This window comes from Halalkalibacter sp. HAAS-P013 (genome assembly GCF_056619925.1).
The window spans coordinates 65,564-88,163 of the sequence record NZ_JBWQTU010000001.1; the positions used below are offsets into that span (position 1 = coordinate 65,564).

Genomic DNA, 22,600 nt, shown 5'->3' on the forward strand with positions numbered 1-22,600 from the left:
AAAAAAGGCAAAGGCTTAGTCATATTAGCAATTGGGTCGATCCCTTTAATTATGACATTAGGAAATTCAATGCTCATACCGATCTTGCCGAGATTGGAAACTGAATTAGGGATAACTGCTTTTCAAGCAAGTTTGACAATTACAATTTTCTCGATAACTGCAGCCATTGCCATACCGATTCTTGGATATATGTCTGACAGATTTTCAAGAAAATCAATCATTGTCCCTGCACTTATATTATATGGAGTAGGTGGTCTGCTAGCGGGGGTCGCTGCTGCTTGGTTTAATGGAGCCTATATTTGGATTATGATTGGAAGAGGTTTACAAGGGATTGGTGCTGCTGGAACAACTCCGATTGCTATGGCTCTAACAGGTGATTTGTTTAAAGGTGGGAGTCAAAGTAAAGTATTAGGGATTGTGGAAGCATCGAATGGGTTTGGTAAGGTACTTTCGCCAATTGTTGGTTCTCTTTTGGCTTTGTTAGTTTGGTATGGACCGTTTTGGGGATTCCCAGTATTTGTATTAATATCTGTATTTTTAACTATTTTCTTTATTAAAGAAAAAAAGAAAAAGAAAGAGGCTCCTCCATTAGGCAAATATGCTAAGGGGTTGTTTACTGTCTTCAAGCATGAGGGCAGGTGGTTATTTACAGCTTATTTAGCCGGAGCGACTTGTTTGTTTACACTTTTTGGAATTTTGTTTTATTTATCTGATACGTTGGAGACACAATATAATATTGATGGTGTCTTAAAGGGTGCAATTTTAGCAATTCCACTACTTTTTATGATGATAACGTCTTTAACAACAGGTAGTAAAATTGGAAAAGACATAAAAAGAATGAAAAAAGTGATTATAACGGGCTTTTTATTAATGACCATTTCATTTGCTACATTGGTCTTTTTTACAAGGCTAGTTCCCTTCATTGGTGTTCTCGCTATTTCAAGTATCGGAACGGGCCTTGTCCTACCTTGTTTAAATAGTTTAATTACAGGATCAGTTGGAGCGGAACGAAGAGGATTTGTGACGTCGCTTTATGGTTCAGTTCGATTTCTAGGAGTAGCTGCTGGTCCACCGGTATTTGAAACATTAATGAATTGGTCTAGGGCAGGAATGTTTTTAGCAACTGCTGGATTAACTCTTCTCGTCGGATTATTATGTTTGTTTTTAATTCATGTGAAAAATCAAAAGAAAACAAGTGAAGACAGCGAAACGAATACATTATTTAAGAAACTTCAATTAACGACAGAATAAGAACTAGGAGGAGTTCATTTTGCAAATTTATTTTTCTCCCGAATTTTTGAAAGAGGATGCACAAGTATTAAATGTTGTAACAGACGCGAATAAGCCGGTTGGATACATGGCCTTTTTAATGGAAGAAGAAAAGAAAAAAATGTATGTTTATGGACAGTTGCAAGAAGAGGGAGTATATGAAGACTTTAAAGATTTAGTGAAACCATACTTAGAAGGATTAAAAAAATTAAAACCAGAACTAGAAGTGTATTCTTACTTATCAGTTGGTGGGAAAAAAGTTGAATTAGGAGAAGAGGATAAAAAAGAAGAATAGTCTCTAAATTTGTGTATACACACTAATTCAGAATTAGGTGAATATCATATCCTAGCTTAAAAAAGGGGGGCTAGGATATGGTTTTTTTTGCAGGTGTTCGAGATCCATCACGTGCTCGTCCGGTTTCTAGGTTTACTACTTGGCATTGTTGTAGGAGCACTGCCGGGACTAACGCCAACTATGGGTGTTGCTCTTATGATCCCTTTTACGTTTGCACTTGGTCCAACAGATGGGTTAATTCTACTAGGTGGTATTTATTGCGGAAGTGTATTTGGAGGGTCCATACCAGCGATATTATTTAATGTTCCTGGTGCACCTGCAAATGTTGCAACAACCTTTGACGGTTACCCAATGACCAAACAAGGGAAATCTAGAAAGGCGCTGGAGCTGCGTTCTCAAGCAATAAAGTCGCCAAATGTTGACCTACATATAAACCCGCATTCCCCGGCCAAGCTTTTTTTCATAGTTACACATCCTTCAAAAATTTTTCCTTCATATGAAGAATATGCGAAAAAATCATAATGGAATGTTGTCTATTAGAAATATCCTTTAGATATACGGAGATCTATCGCTTTACACTCTTACTTGTTTTCCTCCAACCTTGTATGGGTTGCTCAAAAAGTAACATTGTTTTTAAACGGAAAATAACATCAACCATTTTTGTAGAGAGCCATTGAGAAATTAGTGCTTGAATAACAATCGGCCAGGCAATGATTGAACCAGTTACAATAAAAATAGAACCATTCAAAAGAAAGAGGGGTTTTCCTGGGGCCATGTCCCTTATGTTGGCTATAATAAGGGCAAGTACACCCATTCCTCCATTTGAGACACCTTGGCGTAGGAGGATGCCTACACCAATCCCTAATATAATAGATCCAATTACTAAATCAATCCAAACATTGTCATAGGGCCTGTACAACTCAAAACTGAATAAATGAACACTTAAGGATGTAATGGTAATCCCGTACATCGTTCCAATTGCACTTGCATTTCCAAGCCAATATATGGCAGCCACAAGCATTGAAAAGTTTACAAGCCATAGAGCAAAACTTAATGGTATATTTACCCAATAATTGAGCAATACTGCAAGGCCTCCAGCACCTCCTGAAGGAATTGAATGAGGAAAGAGAAACAGGGCCATTCCAATGCCTTGGATGAAACCTCCGCACGTAATTAAAAAATATGACCGTAATGAATGTACCATGGTAGCTCCTATAGTTTATTTGTTATTGTCGAGTTCTTGTCCTTACCTCATTTTATTAGCTTTTTTCAAATTTATGTTAGCAGTTTTAGCTAAGTCTTTGGATTACGTAGCTTAATTTTTTTGGGAAAATTGTAAAGAGCCCAAACGAAATCAAACAATGAACATAGGATAAGATTGTAAGTTAACAATGAATTAAAGGAGATGGTTTTTCATGTCACACGCAACTCCAGGTTACGGCGGCGGATTTGCTTTATTAGTAGTGCTTTTCATTTTGTTAATCATTATCGGAGCTAGCTGGGCAGGCGGCTACGGCTATTAATTTGCTTAAGAAAGAGCTGACTCGAAGGAGTCGGCTCTTTTCTTCTTTTTCATTAAATTTTATTCTCTTGTCCTAATAACCTCAATCAATTCATAGACTGTACAAGCGATTAGGTTGTCCGTCGTAACTGTATGATATTGGAGGATGGTTCTATGAGTGTATTTTTGGGGTACATATTTTTAGGATTAAGTTTGGCTGCTCCTATTGGTCCAGTTAATGCAGCCCAATTAGATCGTGGGATAAAAAGCGGCTTTTTCCATGCGTGGCTTGTCGGGTTAGGTGCTACCGTTGCGGATGCTTTTTATATGTTACTTGTTTTTGTCGGAGTCGTACAATTTATAGAAATACCAATCATTCAAACGTTTCTATGGATTTTTGGCTTTTTCGTTTTAGTGTATACGGGGATTGAGAGTATCTCTGGTGCAGGAAGGATTTCCGCTACAAATATGAGGAGTTCGAAGGATTCACATTTGAAATCCTTTTTCTCGGGCTTTTTTATGTCACTTTTTAACCCACTAACGATATTATTTTGGCTCGGAATCTTTGGATCCATTTTGGCAAAAACGGTGACAACTTATGGGACAAGTCAAGTAATTTTATATAGTGCTGCCATCTTTATTGGTATAACTGTGTGGGATATAACAATGGCAGCACTTGCTAGTACATTGCGAAAATACTTGACGAATAGATTGTTAACCATCATATCAATCGTTTCTGGTTTTTCCCTTATTGGATTTGGAGTTTACTTTGGGATTCAAGCATTTCTTATTCTAACTTCGTAAATAAAGAAGGGCTAGGCGGTTTGTCATCTTCTTTCTTCTTCCAAAAATGGCTCATAATTAATGTAACAATTGCTACGACTAGGATAAAAACAAGGCTTATATAGAAGCCTGGTCGGCTTGTTTGATGAAACATCGTACCAATAACAGCAAGGAGAATGAAGACAAAACCAAGAACGCGCTTTATTTTGTCCTTTGTCGTTAATTCTAATAAACGTCCGTACGATCCTAAAATGAAAATCCAGTTATATAGCAACATTATTCCAGCAGCCGTCGTTACATACTCGTAAAGGCGGCCTGGGATGACAATGGCCAGAATAATAGAGACGACCATTCCAGCAGCTGTTAGACCAATTGCTGGTAAAGCAATGTTTTTCCCGATTCTTTTAGAAAATAAAGTTGGGGCATCACGGTCTTCCGCTAAGGTAACAAGTATTCGAATGACAGCAAATAAAGAGGCGACCATCGTTGAAAAGCCTGCAATAATAAATACAGCATTAAAGAAATGATTTACATAAGGAACATTAAAAGCATTCAGTGCAGTTACAAACGGGCTTTGTTCTGTCGTAAAGTTATCCCATGAAACCATAAGTAAGGCTAGTCCAATAGAAGCAATATAGATAATCGCGAGGACTGTGAGCATCACTTTACCCGATTTAGGTGCTTCTTCCATATTTTTTAAACGTATTGCAATTAAACCCATAATTTCGATCCCGGCAAATCCGTAAAAGCCATAGATGAACGCAGGGAGTAATCCAAGAAGTCCGTTCGGAAAAAGAGAATCGTATGTTCTTGGAAGGGGCACATCTTCTCCCCCTTGTCCAAAAATTCCAAATAAGGCTAAAATCGCTATAATAATAAACATGAGAATGGCCGCAACTTTTAGAACTGCCAAGAGGTTTTCAACACGGTCAAAGCTCTTTGTTCCAACTACTATAACAAGAATTCCAAGAGCAGCATATACACAAGCAAATACCCATAAAGGAACGGCTGGGAACCAAAATCTTGTGAAGATCGATAATGCAGTCATTTGACTTCCCATAATTAGCATTTCTGATAACCAATATACCCAACCACTACTAAAGCCTGCCCAGCGACCAAAGGCTTTTTTTGCGTATGAACGAAACGATCCTTTTTGCGGATCAGCCATTGTCATCTTTGCCAGTGCTTCATAAACAAAATAGGTTCCCACAGCAGCTAAGGCAAAGGCAAATAAAACGGAAGGGCCAGCCATATCAATAGCAATGCTTGATCCGAGAAAAAAACCTGTACCAATTGTACCGGCTATACCTAGTAAGGATAGTTCCCACCATTTCAATGGTTTTTCCGCTTGTTCACCAGCTTTTGTCTTCAAGTTTATCACTCCTCATTCGAAATTATTGTTCGAAAAAGAAGCGTTGTTTATGTAATGAATGAGATAGAATTTATGATTTATTAATGGGAAGCGTCTTTCATTTGGATTACATCGTAGAAATGGTTATGATATAGGAAGGACAAAAAGGGCAGGGAAGCATTATGGACACAGTAACTCACACGTTGTTTGGTTTAACAACGTACGGCGCAGTGAAGAAAGAGGAAATGGATCGAAATAAAAAAAGAGCATTGCTATTTTCTGCTTTGACCGCAAGCCAAATTCCGGATATAGATGTGGTTGCTAACATGACGGAGACTGGTAGAGTGATGGAACAAATGTGGCATAGAGGGTTAACGCATTCGTTTTTTCTTGTGCCAATATGGGCTGGACTTATTTATGTGGTTGCTTATTTTATTTGGAAGCGTAAAGACTTACTGATTTTCTATTTGGCTATGATAAATGTCGCAATACATAACGCGTCGGATGCATTAAATGCTTGGGGAACAGGGGTTTTTGAACCACTTTCACAGATGAGGGTGACGCTTGGAGTTATCCCGATTGTTGACTTTGTGATCTGGTCGATTATATTATTTGGTTTCGTGATTATTAGGATCAAAAGACATATACAACGATATAAAGTATGGAGATATGTTTGGGTTGGTATTACTTTACACATATTCATCCAGGGAACTCAAGGGATAATCATTTATCAAGAAGCGATAAAAGAGTATGAAGAAGTGGCTCTCTCAGCTAGTTTCCTCCCAGGTCACTTTTCGGTTATTGGAAAAAACTCAGATATTGTCACACTTTCTAATGCAACAGTTTGGGGAGGTAAAGTTGTGAATGAATCCATTGTATCAATGGACGAGGCTAATTTAGAGCCACTTTATCAAACAAATCCGAAAGCGGAAGTATTAGTGGAATGGTCACCATTTGTCGTAGTAGTTGAAACAGATGAAATACTTGGGGTGTATGATCCGCGCTTTTATCGGGACGGTTCATCTTTTTTGTTTGAATATATTAACATTAACCGAGATTAGAGTGACAATTAGTTCACTCTTTCTTTTCTTGGTTATGAGTATTTTTCGTTCTTTCACGTTGATACCTTACGATAATCGACATAAGCTCCGCTTTTGAAATAAAATCTCCAAATTCCTCTGAATATTTGTGCTGTAGTTTCTCAAGGTGCTTTAGTGACTTTTTGCTTAAGCGAGAAAATTGTTTTTCTGATAAATCCATTTAGATTCTCCCTCCTATAGTAAACCTATATAGTATATGCAGGAATTTATGAAATATTTCTATGATAAAAGAAGGAATTTAGAGCTGGAAGGATAAATGGGGGCTTAGATAAGTTGACGATATATTAGTGGTGGATTAAAGGTAGTAAAAACTGTGGAGCCAGTTTGTTCGCATTGAAAGCAAACTGGCTTTTTTAATAGAGGTCTATGTGTGCTTACTCTGCAAAAAGATAGTCTCTCCTATCTTTAAAGTGTTTAACTGTTTTTGTGATATGTTTCTTTGGTTCCATTCGGCATTCAACCTTTGCAGCGCTTCAGGTCCCGTATCCATTGATAGTCGGTAAGTTCCGTAATGCATCGGTATAAATGTTTGTGCACCAAGGTCTAAAAAGGCTTGCACCGCCTGTTCTGGGTTCATATGTTGCAATCCTGACATCCATTCTGGCTCATAATCGCCTATTGGCATAAAAGCCGTATCAATCGTAAAACGATTCCCAATATCATAAAACCCACGAAAATAACCAGTATCTCCAGCAAAATAAAATGTATGATGATCAGATTGAATGATCCAGCCTCCCCAATGTGCACGATTTTTATCAAAGAGATTTCTTCGGCTCCAATGTTGAGCGGGAACGAAATGGAGTTTGATATCTTTGTACTTGAATGCATTCCACCAATTGGCCTCACTAACTGATGTGGTTTTTCGTTGTTTAAATAGTTTTTTCAATCCTTGAGGTACGTAAAAATGAGGATTGCCTTTTAGCCTTCTAATGGATGAAAAATCAAGATGATCAAAATGAGCATGAGAGATCACGACGATATCTATTTCGGGTAATCCTTCGAGTTCAATCCCTAATGGAACTAATCTTCTTTCCGTTCCCATTCGTTTAGAAAAGACAGGGTCTGTTAAAATATTGAGTCCATTACATTGTATGAAGAAGGTAGAGTGACCGATCCATGTATAGGTCATATCGGAGCGGTTTTGTTGGAGATAGTGAATATTCGTATTCTCTTCTACGGGGATACGGCTTGTTAAATCCTTGCCTTTATTACGAATTCGAAAATAATGATACAACTTTCGAAGATTTACCTTATTTTTATCGATATTATCTAAGTTTTGAAACGGTCTCTTCAAAACAGATCACTCCTCATTTAATCGTGCAGAGCCAATTGGAAAGGTGTAGCTGTTTTGCTACACCTTTCCTTTAATGGTTATCTCCTTCTCTTAAAACAGGAAGAGTGCAGCAACGAAACGATCCTCCCGATTTGATGATTTCGGTAATATCGACTTCAACCACTTCAAACCCGCGTGCTCGTAACTGCTCATTTACTTTCGTATTAACTGGCAAGCTAAATACTTTTTTGTTGCCAATCGATAAGACATTTGTTCCTAGTGTAAATTGTTCTTCTTCTGTGACTTCAATTAAATCGAACCGAGAAGCAAGGAAGTCGATCTCTTTTGGTTTTAAAGCGCCAGGGTAAATAAGTGCTTCTTTAGGAGAAACAATATTAAATACACAGTCCAAATGCAAATATTTTTCTGTGAAAGGAACAGGCACAACCTCATAGTGAGGCAAAATGCTCTGTAGGTGATCAATCGCATTTTGATTCGTACGATTGCTTAAACCGACGTAGATCGATTCTCCGTCGATAATTACATCTCCACCTTCAATCATATCACCAATTAAATTGAAATAAGACATTCGCTCCTGTTTAATCCAGCCACGTAATACTTCTTCTTCACCTTGTCTTATCTTATGAGCCATTTCGGCAACAAACAAGATATGCCCAAAGGTGAATCCAATATCGCGTGTAAACACTTGCTCTGGGAACATTTTTAATGCAGGTAACAAAACAACATCTACCCCATGTTCCTCAAGTGTTTTCACAAATTTCTTATGTTGAGCCATTGCTAGTTCAATATGGATCCCTTCATCCTTAAATTTCTTTTGTGTTTCATTGATGACATCGCGAATCGTCATATATTCTGGTTTGCATAAAATGACTTGTTTTAAAACATCATATTCACTTCTTGCAAACGGCTTTCGTTGTTGCTTAGAAAAAATTGACATTTATGATCCCCCAGTTTTTATCAGTCTTTATCAATGATAGTATTCCCAATATTGATAGAAACATAAGATGTAATTTCAATGATTTTATCATGTTTAAACATAGCTATTTGGTTCATAATGGGAAATAGACACAATACATTGCAGTCATAAAGGAGGAAGTGTGGAACAGCTAATTGAGTTTGTCGAAACGCAACAGATATGGTTATTTTTAATTGGTGTTGTGATCGTTGTTTTTTTGCTTATTTCCTTATTAAAAACGTTATTTAGATTTGTTGTTATCCTACTCGTAGTCGGAATAGGGGCAGTGGTTTTATTTGATATGGCACCGGAAGATCTTGCTGAGGGTGGAGTTGAATCAGTGAAAAAGGGGACAGTGTTTATCCAGGATAAATTGATCCCAATGATGTCTGAAGGTTATTTAGGAGAACTGTTTAAACAGCCCACATCTATAAATGAATTATTAGATCAACTTGATATAGACAATCACAACGATCAGGACACAATAGCGGAAGTGCTTGAAGAACATAAGTGAAAATAAACAGGACACTTTTAACAGGTACTTAAAAAACTGACTTTTTTAGTGCCATTACTGTTGTTCGGTTTATTTTCATTTACGGTTAGGAACAACTTATTGTAAGATTAGTATTTAATCTAATAACAAGGAGAAACTTTGAAAATATGAAACTTATTTCTTGGAATGTCAATGGCATACGTGCCTGTGTGAATAAAGGTTTTTTAGAGTATTTTCATAAAGTGAATGCAGAAATATTTTGTTTGCAAGAAACAAAGTGTCAGCCGGAACAAATTCAATTACAGCTTGATGGGTATGACCAATACTGGAATTCAGCTGAAAGAAAAGGTTATTCAGGTACAGCTATTTTTACAAAAGTGAAACCATTATCTGTCCAGTTTGGATTAGGGGGTGACTTTAAAGAAAATGAAGGCAGAGTCATTACTTTAGAGTTTGATTCATTTTATTTGGTGAATGTTTATACACCTAATTCAAAAAGAGACTTGTCGCGCCTTGAATATCGACTTGAGTGGGAAGAGCGGATTCGTACGTACTTGATTGAGCTTGATACAATAAAACCAGTCGTTCTATGTGGAGATTTAAATGTTGCTCATCAAGAGATCGACCTGAAAAACCATAAGTCCAATCAAAAGAATTCAGGTTTTACACCTGAAGAGAGAGCGAAGATGTCAACGCTACTTCAATCAGGTTTTGTAGACTCGTTCCGCTATTTACATCCAAATAAAGAAGATTGCTACACATGGTGGTCATATATGAATAAAGTTCGAGAGAGAAATATTGGTTGGCGGATTGATTATTTTATTGTTTCTGATCGACTAAGAGGATCTATAAAAAAGGCAGAAATCCATTCAGATGTGCTAGGAAGTGATCACTGTCCGGTTGAAGTAGAGCTAACTATCTAAGATAAAGAAGGGGCCAGCAACGTTTTGAAACAACCGTTGCTGGCAGAGAAATAATCCACTATTAGCTTAATAAATCATTTGATGAATTATCAATGTTTCTCTATTTAGACAGAAGCCTTTGCTAAAATAAACTTTTCTACGACTTTTGCAACTCCATCATTCATGTTCGTATCCGTGATATAGTCTGCCATTTCTTTAATGTCATCAGGTGCATTTCCCATGGCAACGCCAAGGCCAGCAAATTCAATCATTGCTAAGTCATTATAACTATCTCCCATAGCTATGACCTCTTCTTGTTTAATACCAAGTGATTGAATGAGGGAATCCAAACTAGAGCCTTTAGTCACTCCTTCTTCAAGGAATTCTAAGAAATAAGGTTTTGAACGCATAATACTTAAAGTACCTGCAAATTCTTCTTTTAACTTTTGTTCGACTTTTACGAGCTTATCAGGGTCTTCACACATTAATACTTTTACGACAGGCTCATTGACGCCTTCAATAAAGTTATCAATTTTTTTTACGGGTAACCCTGTAATTTCACCTTCTCTTGTCGTATACTGATTTTCCAATTCTGTAACGATTTCATCTCCAATGTATGTATGGATATACACGCCTTCTTTTTGACTTAGCTCGTATAGACGATGAGCAACATCAGGAGGAAGTGTACTACTATACTGTTCTTCTTTTGTTTTACAATTGATAATTTTTGCTCCATTAAAAGAGAGAATATAGCTTCCGTACTCTTTTAATTGTAATTCATCCGCAATAGCATTCATTCCAAAAGTTGGGCGTCCAGAAGCGAGAACCACTTTTACACCTTGTTGCTGTGCAGTCATTAGTGCCTTCTTTGTTCGTTCAGAAATGGTGTGGTCGTCACGAAGCAATGTGTCATCTAAATCAAGAACAATCATTTTGTATATCATGTTTTAATTCCTTTCTTTAGTAAGAGACTATAAACTAACTATAAATGAAAATAAGGAGAGAGACTAGCCCTATTCCACCATTACTTTAGTGAAAGCGGTTAAAATACTAAAGTCATGATGATTATAATGCTGGCTAGTATTTTGAAAAGGATTTTTTATGTGAAGGAAAATCAACTAACGACTATATCGATTTTCGACCATTTTAGAAATTGAAGAAGGTGTGCTTACTAATTTATATGATTGGGAATATGAAAATCAAAAAGGAGTCAGTACGGTCAATGCATTTGCTGCTATGATCAGTAAGATAGCAGTAAACAGCTTCGTACGAACTCCTATGGATGATATAAAGGCTACGATATTCTTAAAAGAGTTAGTTAGCTCAATGACGATGGTGGGATTGCGACTGTTATTAGCGGTAATAGCTCACCAACAAGTGGTTCTGAACATCTTATCTCTAAGCGAAGAAGCATATAGAGGAGGATGCTATCCTCATCGACTTAAATAAGTGTGGCTCAAACAAATGCCTGTAGGTATGTAGAAATGAAGCTTGAACAGGCATTTGTGGGGAGCCTGATTACTTACATTGTACTTCTTTCAATGGCATTGTCCCAATTTGGAAAATAGTGCAAAGCACTTCTCATCAGTTCAGGGTGTGATTTTTTTACCTTTTTCTTATTAAGACTTTCACCAGCTGCATTTAATTGTTGAATTTCTGTAATGACTTGTTCAGCACTCATATTTACTTCCATATCGTAACCTCCTTGACATATTTATTACAATACTTACCTTAGGAAAATCTTTTATACGTAGAAATTACCTTTCTATTTGAAAAAGTATGGCAGGAATTAAAGAGCGAATGCAGAAACAATAATTTTATAAAGGAATAAGATGGAGGTTTCAAATTGTGATTAAAGGCACCATTGTTTCATTAAATATAGGTAATTCGAAAAATATTGCTGCTTGTGGAAAAAAAGAAGTTTTGTCTGCGATTAATAAGCAATCAGTAAACGAGCAAGTACTTTATCTATCTTCAACTCAAATTGAAGGGGATGAGCAAGCAGATTTGATCAATCATGGTGGCTTAGATAAAGCTGTCTGCGTTTATCCGTATGAACATTATCATTATTGGAACGACAAATTAGAATTATCACTTCCGATTGGAGCATTTGGAGAAAATATTACGTTGCGTGGACTAACGGAGACAGATGTGTTCATCGGTGATACATTTCAATGGGGAGAAGCCGTCGTTCAAGTAAGCCAGCCGAGAAGACCTTGTTTTAAAGTTGCCAAGCGCCATGGGGTTAAAAAGTTTCCTTTATATATTCAAGAAACAGGATATTCTGGTTTTTACTTACGAGTGTTACAAGAAGGAAATATTTCTGTTAACGACTCACTTATCTTATTAGAGCGTAAGACTGATAGTAGCATAGAATTTGTAAATAAAGTATCGTATCAGGATAAGCATAATAAAGAAGCCATCCACAGATTGCTCGAATTAAGGGAGCTTTCGGATGCATGGAAAGAATCACTTTAGCCTGTAGTGGGTTAATTGTACATAGAAGGGGACGATTCTAGGCAGGATTGGGTCGCAACGTCTTAGATTACTACTTGCCGTTAGTGGAAAAATTTATTCTGCTAACGGTTTTTAACCATTAACTTGATAATTTCACGTATCGTAATTTTTTAAAATAATTAAATATGTAAAAGAAAGTATAATGCTTCCTGCTTGTACATCAAATAGAATAAGAGGTGAAAAGTGTGAAAAATAAACTTTTGATCATGACTACTCTTATTCTGTTGATTTTACTATATCAGTTATTTCTGCGAGTTCCGGCAGTGACGTATTCCGGAGAAACTGAAAAATGGCATGTAAGTATTGAATCAAAGCTTATAGGTACTGAAGGAAGCTATTCTATTTTCATTAAATACAAAGAAAATAAAAAGGTAAAACAAGTTGAATATGACATCCACCCTCATTACGGAGGAGGGTGGATAAATGTTGAGGATATTAATAAAGATCAAGTGTATCAATATGAATGCAATAGTTGCGGGTATTACGATGAAGAAGAGGAGTTGCTTTTTTTTATTAAATGGAAGGATGAATCCCAATTTAACTATGAGAGTGAATTGTTTTCTTTACGTAAAGAGTAGTGAAACGTTAAACGGTATTTCTTTCAATTAAAGTAGCATCCATTTCTCTATAAGAAAGGTGACTTTGAACAGACTGGGAAAAAAGATTCCTGCCGATTTCCACTAATGGAATTTCCATTGTTGTAATCCCCATAACTTTTGAGATAGGTTGGTTATCAAAACCTATTATTGCTATTTCTTGTGGTATCGAAATCTTGTTAGCTAGACAAGATGCAGCTATACCTGCGGCTACTTGATCACTTGTTACAAGAAGAGCTGTGGGAGGTTCTTTCATGTTTGTAATTTTTGACATGACATTTTCTCCATCTTCTAAATGCAAGCATTGTTCAAAAATATACTCAGGATGAAATGGTAATTTTCTTTTTGTTAAAAAGTCTTTATATGCTAGAGCTCTGTTTGTACTATTTGCGCCGCTGCTACGGCCAATGCAATAACCAATTTTTTTATGTCCCTTGTCAGCTAAGTAATGTAATGCCGTTTGAAAGCTTTTGTAATGGTCGACAAACGTAGCGGAAAAAGGCTGCTCTCGTGTATCCTCACAAAATACAATCGGTCCATAGCCCGCATAGTCTTTTATCGTTGACCAAGAGCAAATTCTTGAACAGACAATAAGTGCATCAATTTGCTTATGTTTTAACATATTTAATGCTTCGATCTCTCTCGTTTCCTCATAATTTGTTTGAAACAAAACGAGTTTATAATTGTTTTTTACAGCCTCTGCCGCTATTCCTTCTAACAATAAGCCAAAATAGGGGTGATTTGAAAAAGGAAGAACGACTCCTATTAAATGTGTTTTCCCCGTACTTAAGTGAACAGCATTTAAATTTTTTTGATAATTGCTTTCTTTCATTGCTTGCCATACCGCTTCTCTCTTTTTCTGACTCACGTAAGGGTGATTATTTAAAACACGTGATACAGTTGTGATCGATACATTCGCCATTTTAGCAATATCTTTTATATTTGCCATTTTTCTCCCCTTCACTTGCTCTAATGAATATATTACTTGAATTTATTTTAGACGATGAAACGCATTTCATGTCAACAATAAGCACATGTCGTTTTCTTTGCTTGTTATGAAACGCGTTTCATCATGTACCATATAAAACATGAAATAAGTTTTATTTACGTGTATCATGAAAAGAGATAAAGAAAATTAGTGAAAGTTAGGAGTTGGAGTATAGTAATGGCAGAAAAGAGCATTGTATTTTTTGATATTGATGGAACGTTGTTAGATCACGATAAGAAATTGCCTGTAACGGCAAAAAAAGCGATCGTAAATTTAAAAGAAAAAGGACATGAGGTAGCAATTGCTACTGGACGTGCCCCTTTTATGTTTGCAGATTTACGTGAGGAATTAGAAATCGATACATTTGTTAGCTATAACGGACAATATGTTGTTCTAAATGGCCGTGTATTATATAAAAATCCATTGGATCAACAAGCTCTGCATGCATTGACAGAACTGGCTGTTTCAAACAATCATCCAATTGTTTATATGGATCACGAGGATATGAAAGCAAACGTTGCTCATCATAATTATATTGTAGAAAGTATCGACTCTCTTAAAATTGGTCATTTTCCAAGCCATGATCCTCTTTATCACCAAGAAAGAGAGATCTATCAATCGTTATTATTTTTAAAAGACAAAGAGGAAGCCATCTATGAGGAACAGTACAAGAAGTTTGATTTTATACGTTGGCATCCACTTTCGGTGGATGTGATCCCTGCAGGTGGTTCAAAAGCAATTGGCATTGAAAAAATTACTAGAGAGCTAGGGATCGCGAAGGAAAATCAGTATGCGTTCGGAGATGGATTAAATGATATCGAAATGCTTAGTCAAATTACTAATAGTGTAGCAATGGGGAATGCACATGATAAGGCAAAAGAAGCAGCAAGGTATGTAACGAATGATGTAGATGAAGATGGAATTCTGCATGGTCTAAAGCTCGTAGGTTTATTAAAATAGTTATTAACGACTGTCTCAATAGCGAGGTCATAGACGGCAATGGCTCCGTCTGCTATTCGCCATGAGAGGAGAAACCCACTCCTCTCATGGCTTTTAAAAGATATAGCGACTCCACACATTGCTTCGGGTCACTTCAAAGGTTAAAAACGCAACCTTTGAAGTGACCCTTTTTTATGGTTGCTAACAAAATATGATGGGCCAGGCACCTTGTTCTAGTTTTTTGAATAAGGTTGTAAGGGAATAAATGTATAGATTAGGAGGACGAGATAGTGGAAATACATGTTGTCTCCGCTGGTGAGTCGTTATGGAGCATTGCTCAAATGTACGGGGTGGATTTTCAAACGATTGCCGATGCAAATCAATTGCCTAACCCCGATCAATTAGTTATTGGTCAAGCGCTTGTCATTCCAGTAGGCGGTCGTGTTTATTGGGTTGAAGAGGGGGAAACTTTATCATCTATTAGCGAACGTTTTCAAGTACCAGTTGAAGAAATTGTGAGTTTTAACAATATTGAATACCCAAATAATATTCCGACTTGGTTTAGGTTGTATATCCCAAGTGATTACCGTCAAAAGCCAGCTGTAGATGTTGGAGCGTATGTTGATTTAGGAATTACGGGTGAAGAATCTCCACAGTACGTAGATGAAGTTGGCCAATATTTAACGTATGTACAAATTTTTAGTTATGAATTGAATGCTGATGGGACACTTACACCAATTGATGATCAAGCAATAATAAATACGGCTTTGGCAAATCAAGTCGTACCGTTAATGGTTATTACAAATCTTGAAAACGGTGCTTTTGATACGGAGCTTGTCACTACTGTTTTGCAAAGTGAAGAGCTACAAAATCGCTTGCTTGACGAAGCGATTGCAATTATGGATGAAAAGGGGTATTTAGGTTTAGATTTTGATCTTGAATACTTAGGTGCACAAAACAGAGAACAATATAACGAACTAATGAGAAAAGCGAGAGTTAGACTAGATGAGCGAGGTTATTTTCTCTCTAGTGCATTAGCGCCTCAAGTTGAGCCTGGTATGCCAGGTGTATTATATGAGGGACACGACTATGCTGCGCATGGAGAAATTGCTGATTTTGTTTTCCTGATGACCTATGAATGGGGCTGGACTGGCGGACCTCCTATGGCAGTAGCACCACTAAATGAAGTTAGAAGAGTTATCGAATACGCGGCTTCCGTAATGCCAAATGATAAAATTATGATGGGTATTCCACTATATGGGTATGATTGGACCTTGCCTTTTGTAGAAGGTGTTACAAGAGCACGTGCGATCGATCATCAGGAAGCAATCCGTCTTGCAGCAGAGCATAACGCTAATATTGAGTATGATACAGTTGCGCAGTCACCTTTCTTTAATTATGTTGATGAAGAAGGGCAAGAACATGAAGTATGGTTTGAAGATGCAAGAAGCATGCAAGCAAAATTCGATCTGGTGAAAGAATTTGGATTACGCGGCTTCTATTATTGGGTGCTAGGATGGGAGTTCCCACAAAATTGGTTGTTGATAGATGCCAATTTTACTGTGAACAAACGAGTGTAAATGGAATGTATTGTTAGAAAGCATAGTGTATGATCATTGTTTAGGGTGGCTTATATTAAGATGAGCCACTCTATTTTGTACCTCATATTTTGTTATATAAAAATGTGGATATTCAGTGATATGAGAAATCTCAAAAGAAAAGGCTATGATAAAATGTATGTATATAGTAAAGGCAGGTGCGGTATGATGAATCAAATTATTCTATTTGATGGTGAATGTAACGTTTGTAATAAGAGTGTTCAATTTATTATAAAAAGAGATCCAAAAGCAATATTTACATTTGCATCACAACAAAGTGTAACTGGTAAAAAGATTATGGAACAATACGGGATAGATTCCAACCTTAATAGTTTGGTTTTAGTAGATCGACAAACTTATTTTATCAAGTCATCTGCAGCTCTAAAGATTTGCAGAAAGTTAAAATGGCCTTGGAGCTTGTTTTCCCTTTTTTTGTTTATACCGACACCAATCAGAGATAGTTTGTATCATGTCGTTGCGAAGAATCGTTATAGGTTTGGAAGAAGTGAAAGTTGTATGCTACTGCCACCAGATGAACGCAAAAGGTTTTTAGATTAACGGCAAGACTTATAGGGTATTTCCAGTTATTTTACAAATTTCTATTTTCGTTACATTTTTTTACTATAACTGTACATCATATAGGTACACCTATTGTAAGAGGGGTTATGAAATGCATCTTGCGCTGTCGCTAGTTGTTTTATGGTTGAACGTAAGAAGGAAAACGCATTCAAATTTTAAACAATTTTTCCCAAGTGTGCTTTATGTCATGTTTTTTAATTCGCTTTATTATTATCTTTTTAAACATTTTCTGCTTTGGGAGTTTAAATCTCCATTTGTAAAAGTCAAATATCTTAGGGCGTTGTACATTTTTTTTATTATGCCTCATATCATTCTTCTCTATTTATCTGAGTTTCCTAGTCGCCTTTATAAACAATTCACTCATATTGTGAAATGGATTGCCATTTCAGCATCAATTGAGTTTTTTCTTTTCCATAAGATACAATTAATTACATTTCATCACCGATGGACGATCTTTTGGTCTATATGCGTGTATATAAAAATGTATTTGTTTAGCTATTTATTAACAAAAAAACCACTAATGATTATCAGTGCATCTGTTGCGTCTGTCATTTGTGTTCTTTTGATTTTTAAACCACCTTTAAGCAAAGGTTTTTATGAAGGTCCACTGCTAAAATGGATGAAAAGTGTCACGCCATACCGAACAAGAAGAAAGAATGCTTTATTAAAAGTAGGGGATTGAATACATGTTGAGGGGGCAGTCTACATAACAACTTAAAAAAGCGGCACACTATATTTCTACAACTAGTCAAGAAGTAGTTAGGGAGGACGAACAGTTCAACAACTAGCTACTTCTTTTTTACGGTTCAACTACGATTCTATGAAATGTAGGTTTTTAATAAGCCGTATTACTAAATTACTGGAAAAACCATTATTTTTATGGGGAAATATGTTAAAATAGTATTTAGTCACGTAAGTTTAGAGATTTATTCCAGTTAAATAAATTTTTTTGCTTCGTTCTTACGGGGCTAAAAGTAGGTAAAAAGGTGAGAGGACTATGAAGAAAAAGAACAAACCAAAACATAGGCAAAAGAAAAGAAATCATCTCTCATTTCGATTAAATGTCCTCTTTTTTGTCGTATTTCTCTTGTTTTCCGCATTGATTTTACGTTTAGGCTTTGTTCAAATAGTTGAAGGTGAAACATTTGTTAGTGAACTGGCTTCAACTACAAATGCAACAGAACGACACGATGCACCGAGAGGAGTGATGTATGATCGTTTCGGTCATGTTGTTGTCGACAATCAATTGGAATTATCCGTTACATACACAAATCCTTCTAGAACAACAAGGGCGCAAACAATGCTTGACATTGCTCAGGATTTGGCGCAATTCATTGAAGTTGAGACGGATCGAGTAACGCCAAGAGATAAAAGGGATTATATTTTATTGAATATGTCAGAGGAAGAGCGTTATGAGCTTGTGACTCGAGAGGAAAGAAGGGAACTTGATGGCCCTTCTGCAGAGTATCAGCTTGAGGTTGAGCGGGTCACCGATGAACAAATTGATAACCTCTCTGATCAAGAATTACAAGTTGCAGCAATTTATCGTGAAATGGCCAGAGGATATGCTAATTCGCCACAAAGAATCAAGCAGCGAATAACGGATGAGGAAGCACATCTTATAAGTGAAAATTTAGATAGACTACCAGGTATTGATATCGCAAGGCATTCAAGCAGATCCTATCCTTATGGGGATTCCTTTCAAAGTTTATTTGGACGAACAAATCAAATACCAAGTGAAAGAGTCGATTATTATTTATCACGTGGTTATGAGCGCTCGGATATCGTAGGAACGAGCTTCTTAGAGGCTCAATATGAAGAAGTGTTACGGGGGCAAAAAGCGATAGTGGAAAGCGTTACAAAACGAGAAGGTACGCGAACGATTGATAGAACAGTGAATGAGCGATTAGGTCAGCGTGGAAATGATCTTGTCCTCACCTTAGATATGGAGCTTCAACAAAGGCTTGAAGACATTATTGATGAGGAGATTCGAAAATCTGGAAACTCATTCATTTTAGATCGATCAGCTTATGCTGTATTGATGGATCCGCGTACGGGTGACATTTTAGCTTTGGCAGGGTTCTGGGATCGGGTAGACCGTGAGCGTAATAGCTATGCTGATCATGATGGTAATATAAATAAAGCATTTGAAATGGGGTCATCTGTAAAGGCAGCGTCAGTTTTAACAGGCTTCCATGCAGGGGTCGCTTCACCAGGTACTCGCTTTAATGACCGACCTATTTATTTACCATCTACACCGCCAAAACGTTCTTGGAACACAAGTGGGTTTGGATGGATTGATGATCGACGCGCACTTGAGCAATCGTCCAACGTGTATATGTTTGAAATTGGAATGAGAATGGCTAACTGTTATTACACTGCTCCAAACACAAGTTGTGGTTGGACGACGGGTTCTGGAGGTACGGTTGAACGTGCCTATCAAGAGGTTCGAAATAGCTTTAGTCAATTTGGGTTAGGCTCAGAAACGGGGATCGACCTTCCTTCTTATTCATCAGGTTTGACTGGAGGGAGTGAAAACCCTGGAAACCTTCTCGACTTAATGATTGGACAATATGACAACTATACGACTCTTCAATTAGCCCAGTATATTGCTACGATTGCAAATGATGGTTATAGAATGGAACCTCGGCTTGTAAGAGAAATCCGTGAACCTTCTACGAACCAAAATGAGCAAGGAGCGGTTATTCAAAAGTTTGAACCAACGATTCTCAATCGAATTGACATGAGTGATGCGCATATTAGTCGTGTTCAACAAGGGCTTCGTGATGTGATGACACGAGGAACAGCAAGAGGTAATTTTGCAAATGCCTCGTATCAACCAGCTGGTAAGACGGGTACCGCTCAAGTGAAAGTTGCTGTTGGTCAAGGTGATCATCGCCGAGTCGTTGATGGCAACACTCAATCATTAGTCGGATATGCACCGTTTAATAATCCGGAAATAGCATTTGCTGTCGTTGTACCAGATGTGAAGCTTGGTAGCAATGGTGGTCGCCAAGGAATTGCTCAAGAAATTTCGAAGTCAGCACTTGAAGCTTACTTTGAGTTAAAAGAAAAACGAAATGGCGCAAAACCAATTGATGAACCACTACTAGAAGAAGTAAATATTGACTAAGAAAAGGTAAAAGGCTGTCTCTAAGGGATATTTCCCTTGAGACAGCCTTGTTACGTATCCCATTTACTTACGTAAGCTGGTTTGAAGTTCTCCATTTTTTGTAAGAGCTCCTCTGGACATTCGGAGATAATGATGTTTTCAAGAAAATTAGCTTTCAGAAACCCTTCGTTGGTCATATGCTCTAGTAATGAAAGCAATTTATCATAGAAGCCATTTGGATTTAAGATGCCGATTGGTTTGTGATGATAACCAATTTGTTGCCACGTTAATGATTCTGCTAATTCTTCAATGGTACCAATACCTCCTGGTAAGGCGATGAAACCATCAGCTAATTCATACATTTTTGCTTTTCGTTGATGCATATCGTCCACAATAATTAAATCAGTCAGCTCGATATGTTGAACGTTTTCATGTATTTTTTTAGGAATTACACCTACTACTTCTCCTTTTCTTTCGAGAACATAGCGTGCTAGCTCACCCATTAAACCATGGTTCCCGCCACCGTATACAAGGTTTATGTTTCTTGTGACAAGAGCTTGGGCGAATGTATGTACGCCTTCAACATAGCTTGGCCTCGTTCCGAAGCTTGATCCACAAAACACACATATATTTTTAAACATCAACATCCCACCATTCTTTTTAGTTTACACATAAAAATAGTAATAGAAAGAAAGTGATTTGTAAATTATGCTAGGGGAACTTATGAATTTTAAAAATCTTATAAGATTCAGTTTGGGGAAAGTGACATAAATAGTTGAACACTATACAATATATTTATATAGGGAGGAGGAAAATAATGACAGAACAAGTAGTAGTTTCTTTAAAGAATGTTTCGTGGCAAAGAGAAAGAAAACTAATTTTACATAATATTTCATGGAATGTCACTCCTAATGAGCATTGGGTCATTTTAGGATTAAACGGTTCAGGGAAAACATCGATCTTACAGTTGTTAATGGGATATCAGTGGGTATCAAAAGGGGAGATTCATGTACTTGATCAAAAATTTGGCCAGGTTAATATTCCAGAGCTTCGCAAATCGATCGGCTGGGTCAGCGCCTCTATTGATGAACGTTATGCTGCAAGGGGGAGTGATACGGCCCTTGAAGTTGTCCTAAGTGGAAAACATGCTTCCATTGGAATTTATGATGAAATTACTAGTGAGGATGTTTCAGAGGCGAGACTATTGCTACAAGAATTAAAGATTGAACGGTTATCGGGGCAAAGGTTTTCGAGTCTTTCACAAGGAGAAAAAAGGCGAGTCATTATCGCCCGAGCTTTAATGGCAAAACCGAAAATACTTATTTTAGATGAACCATGTAATGGATTGGACATATTCTCACGTGAACAACTTCTAGAGACGATTCAATCGTTAGCTGAAACAAAAGGAGGACCAACACTTCTGTATGTAACACATCATATTGAGGAAGTCGTTCCTGCCATTTCACATGCATTATTACTTAATAACGGTTCAATTGTTGCAAAAGGGGAAAAGCGATCGACGTTAACTGAAGAAAACTTGGAAAAAACATTTCAACTTCCCTTGAGATTGAAGTGGGAGGAAGAGCGCTTATGGGTAAGTATTCTATCAAAGCAAACAGAAATGAATGACCATAAATAGAAAAACGCCCTTTTTACAGTTTAGTGAGAAATTGGTTCTTTGTTGAATCTTTTTCTTGCATTTGGTTTACTTGGTATATTGACTTATTAGAAATGAGGTTTTTGTATATGAAAAACTATCAGGCAGAAGATTGGATTAAGTATCTTGAGTTGGAGGCTCATCCTGAAGGCGGATTTTTTAAGAGATCGTTCCGTTCTACGGAAGAAGTACCTGGAAAAGCAAGAATGCTTTATACAAGTATTTACTTTTTATTACGTACCGGTGATGTTTCGCATTTTCACCGTTTACAGTCGGATGAATTGTGGTATTTCCATGCAGGAAATTCGTTATCTGTACATATTATTCATGAAAATGGAGAATACGAGGAAGCTCGTTTAGGTTTAGATCTTGAAAAAGGGGAAGTACCACAAGTGTTAGTACCGAAAAATGCAATCTTTGGCTCATCCCTGTCACAAGAGGAAGAGGAGGCCTTTTCTCTTGTCGGTTGTATGGTATCGCCGGGGTTTGAATATGAAGACTTCGAACTCTTTACACAAAAAGATCTTCTTGGTACATACCCACAACTTGAAGAGATTATTAAGAAACTAGCCTATGTAACATTACCTGAAATGGACTAAGGATAGTAATTAGTTTAGGGAAAATGAACTTTTGGACGATTCGTCAGCCCGAAAAGGTGGATATCTTTTTCG

26 protein-coding genes and 1 pseudogene are annotated in these 22,600 nt (G+C 37.0%); 18 read left to right on the forward strand and 9 right to left on the reverse strand.

Annotated elements, in window-relative coordinates; all coding sequences use genetic code 11:
* Positions 1–51: 51 nt before the first annotated feature.
* From AC1FXP_RS00365 to AC1FXP_RS00375, 3 genes are all read left to right on the forward strand, one after another.
* Positions 52–1,251: an MFS transporter gene (locus tag AC1FXP_RS00365; RefSeq protein WP_480058873.1), complete on the forward strand. Its 1,200-nt coding sequence runs from the start codon at positions 52–54 to the stop codon at positions 1,249–1,251.
* Between the two features lie 19 nt (positions 1,252–1,270).
* Positions 1,271–1,564 (forward strand): hypothetical protein, encoded by a 294-nt coding sequence (locus AC1FXP_RS00370; RefSeq protein ID WP_332628921.1) that lies wholly within the window; start codon positions 1,271–1,273, stop codon positions 1,562–1,564.
* A gap of 111 nt (positions 1,565–1,675) precedes the next feature.
* A complete protein-coding gene (locus AC1FXP_RS00375; protein WP_480057963.1) occupies positions 1,676–2,086 on the forward strand; it encodes a tripartite tricarboxylate transporter permease in 411 nt (136 codons plus the stop codon).
* 43 nt (positions 2,087–2,129) lie between these two features.
* On the opposite strand, the gene AC1FXP_RS00380 is transcribed toward AC1FXP_RS00375, so the two are convergent.
* A complete protein-coding gene (locus AC1FXP_RS00380; protein WP_480057964.1) occupies positions 2,130–2,768 on the reverse strand; it encodes a YitT family protein in 639 nt (212 codons plus the stop codon).
* Positions 2,769–2,979: 211 nt separating this feature from the next.
* Between AC1FXP_RS00380 and AC1FXP_RS00385 the strand changes: the two genes are divergently transcribed.
* A complete protein-coding gene (locus tag AC1FXP_RS00385) occupies positions 2,980–3,087 on the forward strand; it encodes a YjcZ family sporulation protein (protein WP_480057965.1) in 108 nt (35 codons plus the stop codon).
* 152 nt (positions 3,088–3,239) lie between these two features.
* On the forward strand, positions 3,240–3,869 hold the full coding sequence (locus AC1FXP_RS00390; protein ID WP_480057966.1) for a LysE family transporter: 630 nt from the start codon (positions 3,240–3,242) through the stop codon (positions 3,867–3,869).
* Here AC1FXP_RS00390 and AC1FXP_RS00395 read toward each other — a convergent pair.
* Entirely contained in the window at positions 3,853–5,229 is a 1,377-nt protein-coding gene (locus AC1FXP_RS00395) for an amino acid permease (RefSeq protein WP_480057967.1), read from the reverse strand. The genes AC1FXP_RS00390 and AC1FXP_RS00395 overlap by 17 nt on opposite strands.
* A gap of 152 nt (positions 5,230–5,381) precedes the next feature.
* On the opposite strand from AC1FXP_RS00395, the gene AC1FXP_RS00400 reads away from it, so the two are divergent.
* Positions 5,382–6,260: a metal-dependent hydrolase gene (locus tag AC1FXP_RS00400; protein ID WP_480057968.1), complete on the forward strand. Its 879-nt coding sequence runs from the start codon at positions 5,382–5,384 to the stop codon at positions 6,258–6,260.
* A gap of 13 nt (positions 6,261–6,273) precedes the next feature.
* On the opposite strand, the gene AC1FXP_RS00405 is transcribed toward AC1FXP_RS00400, so the two are convergent.
* The 3 genes from AC1FXP_RS00405 to AC1FXP_RS00415 form a co-directional block, all read right to left on the reverse strand.
* Positions 6,274–6,459 carry a hypothetical protein gene (locus AC1FXP_RS00405; protein WP_480057969.1) on the reverse strand — a complete coding sequence of 62 codons (186 nt, stop codon included), beginning with the start codon at positions 6,457–6,459 and terminating at the stop codon, positions 6,274–6,276.
* 204 nt (positions 6,460–6,663) lie between these two features.
* Complete coding sequence (locus tag AC1FXP_RS00410; protein ID WP_480057970.1) at positions 6,664–7,593, reverse strand: MBL fold metallo-hydrolase; 930 nt, start codon at positions 7,591–7,593, stop codon at positions 6,664–6,666.
* A gap of 70 nt (positions 7,594–7,663) precedes the next feature.
* Entirely contained in the window at positions 7,664–8,530 is an 867-nt protein-coding gene (locus AC1FXP_RS00415; RefSeq protein ID WP_480057971.1) for a dimethylarginine dimethylaminohydrolase family protein, read from the reverse strand.
* A gap of 160 nt (positions 8,531–8,690) precedes the next feature.
* Between AC1FXP_RS00415 and AC1FXP_RS00420 the strand changes: the two genes are divergently transcribed.
* On the forward strand, positions 8,691–9,062 hold the full coding sequence (locus AC1FXP_RS00420; RefSeq protein ID WP_480057972.1) for a hypothetical protein: 372 nt from the start codon (positions 8,691–8,693) through the stop codon (positions 9,060–9,062).
* Positions 9,063–9,208: 146 nt separating this feature from the next.
* The gene (locus AC1FXP_RS00425; RefSeq protein ID WP_480057973.1) at positions 9,209–9,964 is read left to right on the forward strand and encodes an exodeoxyribonuclease III; all 756 of its coding nucleotides are present in this window, start codon (positions 9,209–9,211) and stop codon (positions 9,962–9,964) included.
* 104 nt (positions 9,965–10,068) lie between these two features.
* On the opposite strand, the gene AC1FXP_RS00430 is transcribed toward AC1FXP_RS00425, so the two are convergent.
* Positions 10,069–10,887 (reverse strand): Cof-type HAD-IIB family hydrolase, encoded by an 819-nt coding sequence (locus AC1FXP_RS00430; protein WP_480057974.1) that lies wholly within the window; start codon positions 10,885–10,887, stop codon positions 10,069–10,071.
* A gap of 223 nt (positions 10,888–11,110) precedes the next feature.
* Between AC1FXP_RS00430 and AC1FXP_RS00435 the strand changes: the two are divergent.
* Positions 11,111–11,343: pseudogene (locus AC1FXP_RS00435) on the forward strand (iron-containing alcohol dehydrogenase family protein); the annotation flags it as partial.
* Positions 11,344–11,465: 122 nt separating this feature from the next.
* Here the strand turns inward: AC1FXP_RS00435 and AC1FXP_RS00440 are convergent.
* Positions 11,466–11,636: a hypothetical protein gene (locus tag AC1FXP_RS00440; RefSeq protein ID WP_480057975.1), complete on the reverse strand. Its 171-nt coding sequence runs from the start codon at positions 11,634–11,636 to the stop codon at positions 11,466–11,468.
* A 155-nt stretch (positions 11,637–11,791) separates the two neighbouring features.
* On the opposite strand from AC1FXP_RS00440, the gene AC1FXP_RS00445 reads away from it, so the two are divergent.
* The gene (locus tag AC1FXP_RS00445) at positions 11,792–12,421 is read left to right on the forward strand and encodes an MOSC domain-containing protein (RefSeq protein WP_480057976.1); all 630 of its coding nucleotides are present in this window, start codon (positions 11,792–11,794) and stop codon (positions 12,419–12,421) included.
* A 224-nt stretch (positions 12,422–12,645) separates the two neighbouring features.
* Positions 12,646–13,038: a hypothetical protein gene (locus AC1FXP_RS00450; RefSeq protein ID WP_480057977.1), complete on the forward strand. Its 393-nt coding sequence runs from the start codon at positions 12,646–12,648 to the stop codon at positions 13,036–13,038.
* A 7-nt stretch (positions 13,039–13,045) separates the two neighbouring features.
* On the opposite strand, the gene AC1FXP_RS00455 is transcribed toward AC1FXP_RS00450, so the two are convergent.
* Entirely contained in the window at positions 13,046–14,005 is a 960-nt protein-coding gene (locus AC1FXP_RS00455; protein ID WP_480057978.1) for a LacI family DNA-binding transcriptional regulator, read from the reverse strand.
* A gap of 216 nt (positions 14,006–14,221) precedes the next feature.
* Between AC1FXP_RS00455 and AC1FXP_RS00460 the strand changes: the two genes are divergently transcribed.
* From AC1FXP_RS00460 to AC1FXP_RS00480, 5 genes are all read left to right on the forward strand, one after another.
* The gene (locus AC1FXP_RS00460; protein ID WP_480057979.1) at positions 14,222–15,004 is read left to right on the forward strand and encodes a Cof-type HAD-IIB family hydrolase; all 783 of its coding nucleotides are present in this window, start codon (positions 14,222–14,224) and stop codon (positions 15,002–15,004) included.
* Between the two features lie 269 nt (positions 15,005–15,273).
* Entirely contained in the window at positions 15,274–16,563 is a 1,290-nt protein-coding gene (locus tag AC1FXP_RS00465) for a glycosyl hydrolase family 18 protein (protein WP_480057980.1), read from the forward strand.
* A gap of 183 nt (positions 16,564–16,746) precedes the next feature.
* A complete protein-coding gene (locus AC1FXP_RS00470) occupies positions 16,747–17,139 on the forward strand; it encodes a thiol-disulfide oxidoreductase DCC family protein (RefSeq protein WP_480057981.1) in 393 nt (130 codons plus the stop codon).
* Positions 17,140–17,251: 112 nt separating this feature from the next.
* The gene (locus AC1FXP_RS00475) at positions 17,252–17,842 is read left to right on the forward strand and encodes a CBO0543 family protein (RefSeq protein ID WP_480057982.1); all 591 of its coding nucleotides are present in this window, start codon (positions 17,252–17,254) and stop codon (positions 17,840–17,842) included.
* Positions 17,843–18,157: 315 nt separating this feature from the next.
* Entirely contained in the window at positions 18,158–20,293 is a 2,136-nt protein-coding gene (locus tag AC1FXP_RS00480; protein WP_480057983.1) for a peptidoglycan D,D-transpeptidase FtsI family protein, read from the forward strand.
* Positions 20,294–20,343: 50 nt separating this feature from the next.
* Here AC1FXP_RS00480 and AC1FXP_RS00485 read toward each other — a convergent pair whose 3' ends face one another.
* The gene (locus tag AC1FXP_RS00485; protein WP_480057984.1) at positions 20,344–20,913 is read right to left on the reverse strand and encodes an LOG family protein; all 570 of its coding nucleotides are present in this window, start codon (positions 20,911–20,913) and stop codon (positions 20,344–20,346) included.
* A gap of 176 nt (positions 20,914–21,089) precedes the next feature.
* Here AC1FXP_RS00485 and AC1FXP_RS00490 point away from each other — a divergent pair, with 176 nt between their 5' ends.
* Entirely contained in the window at positions 21,090–21,911 is an 822-nt protein-coding gene (locus AC1FXP_RS00490) for an ABC transporter ATP-binding protein (protein ID WP_480057985.1), read from the forward strand.
* A gap of 107 nt (positions 21,912–22,018) precedes the next feature.
* Entirely contained in the window at positions 22,019–22,528 is a 510-nt protein-coding gene (locus AC1FXP_RS00495) for a cupin domain-containing protein (protein ID WP_480057986.1), read from the forward strand.
* Positions 22,529–22,600: the final 72 nt, after the last annotated feature.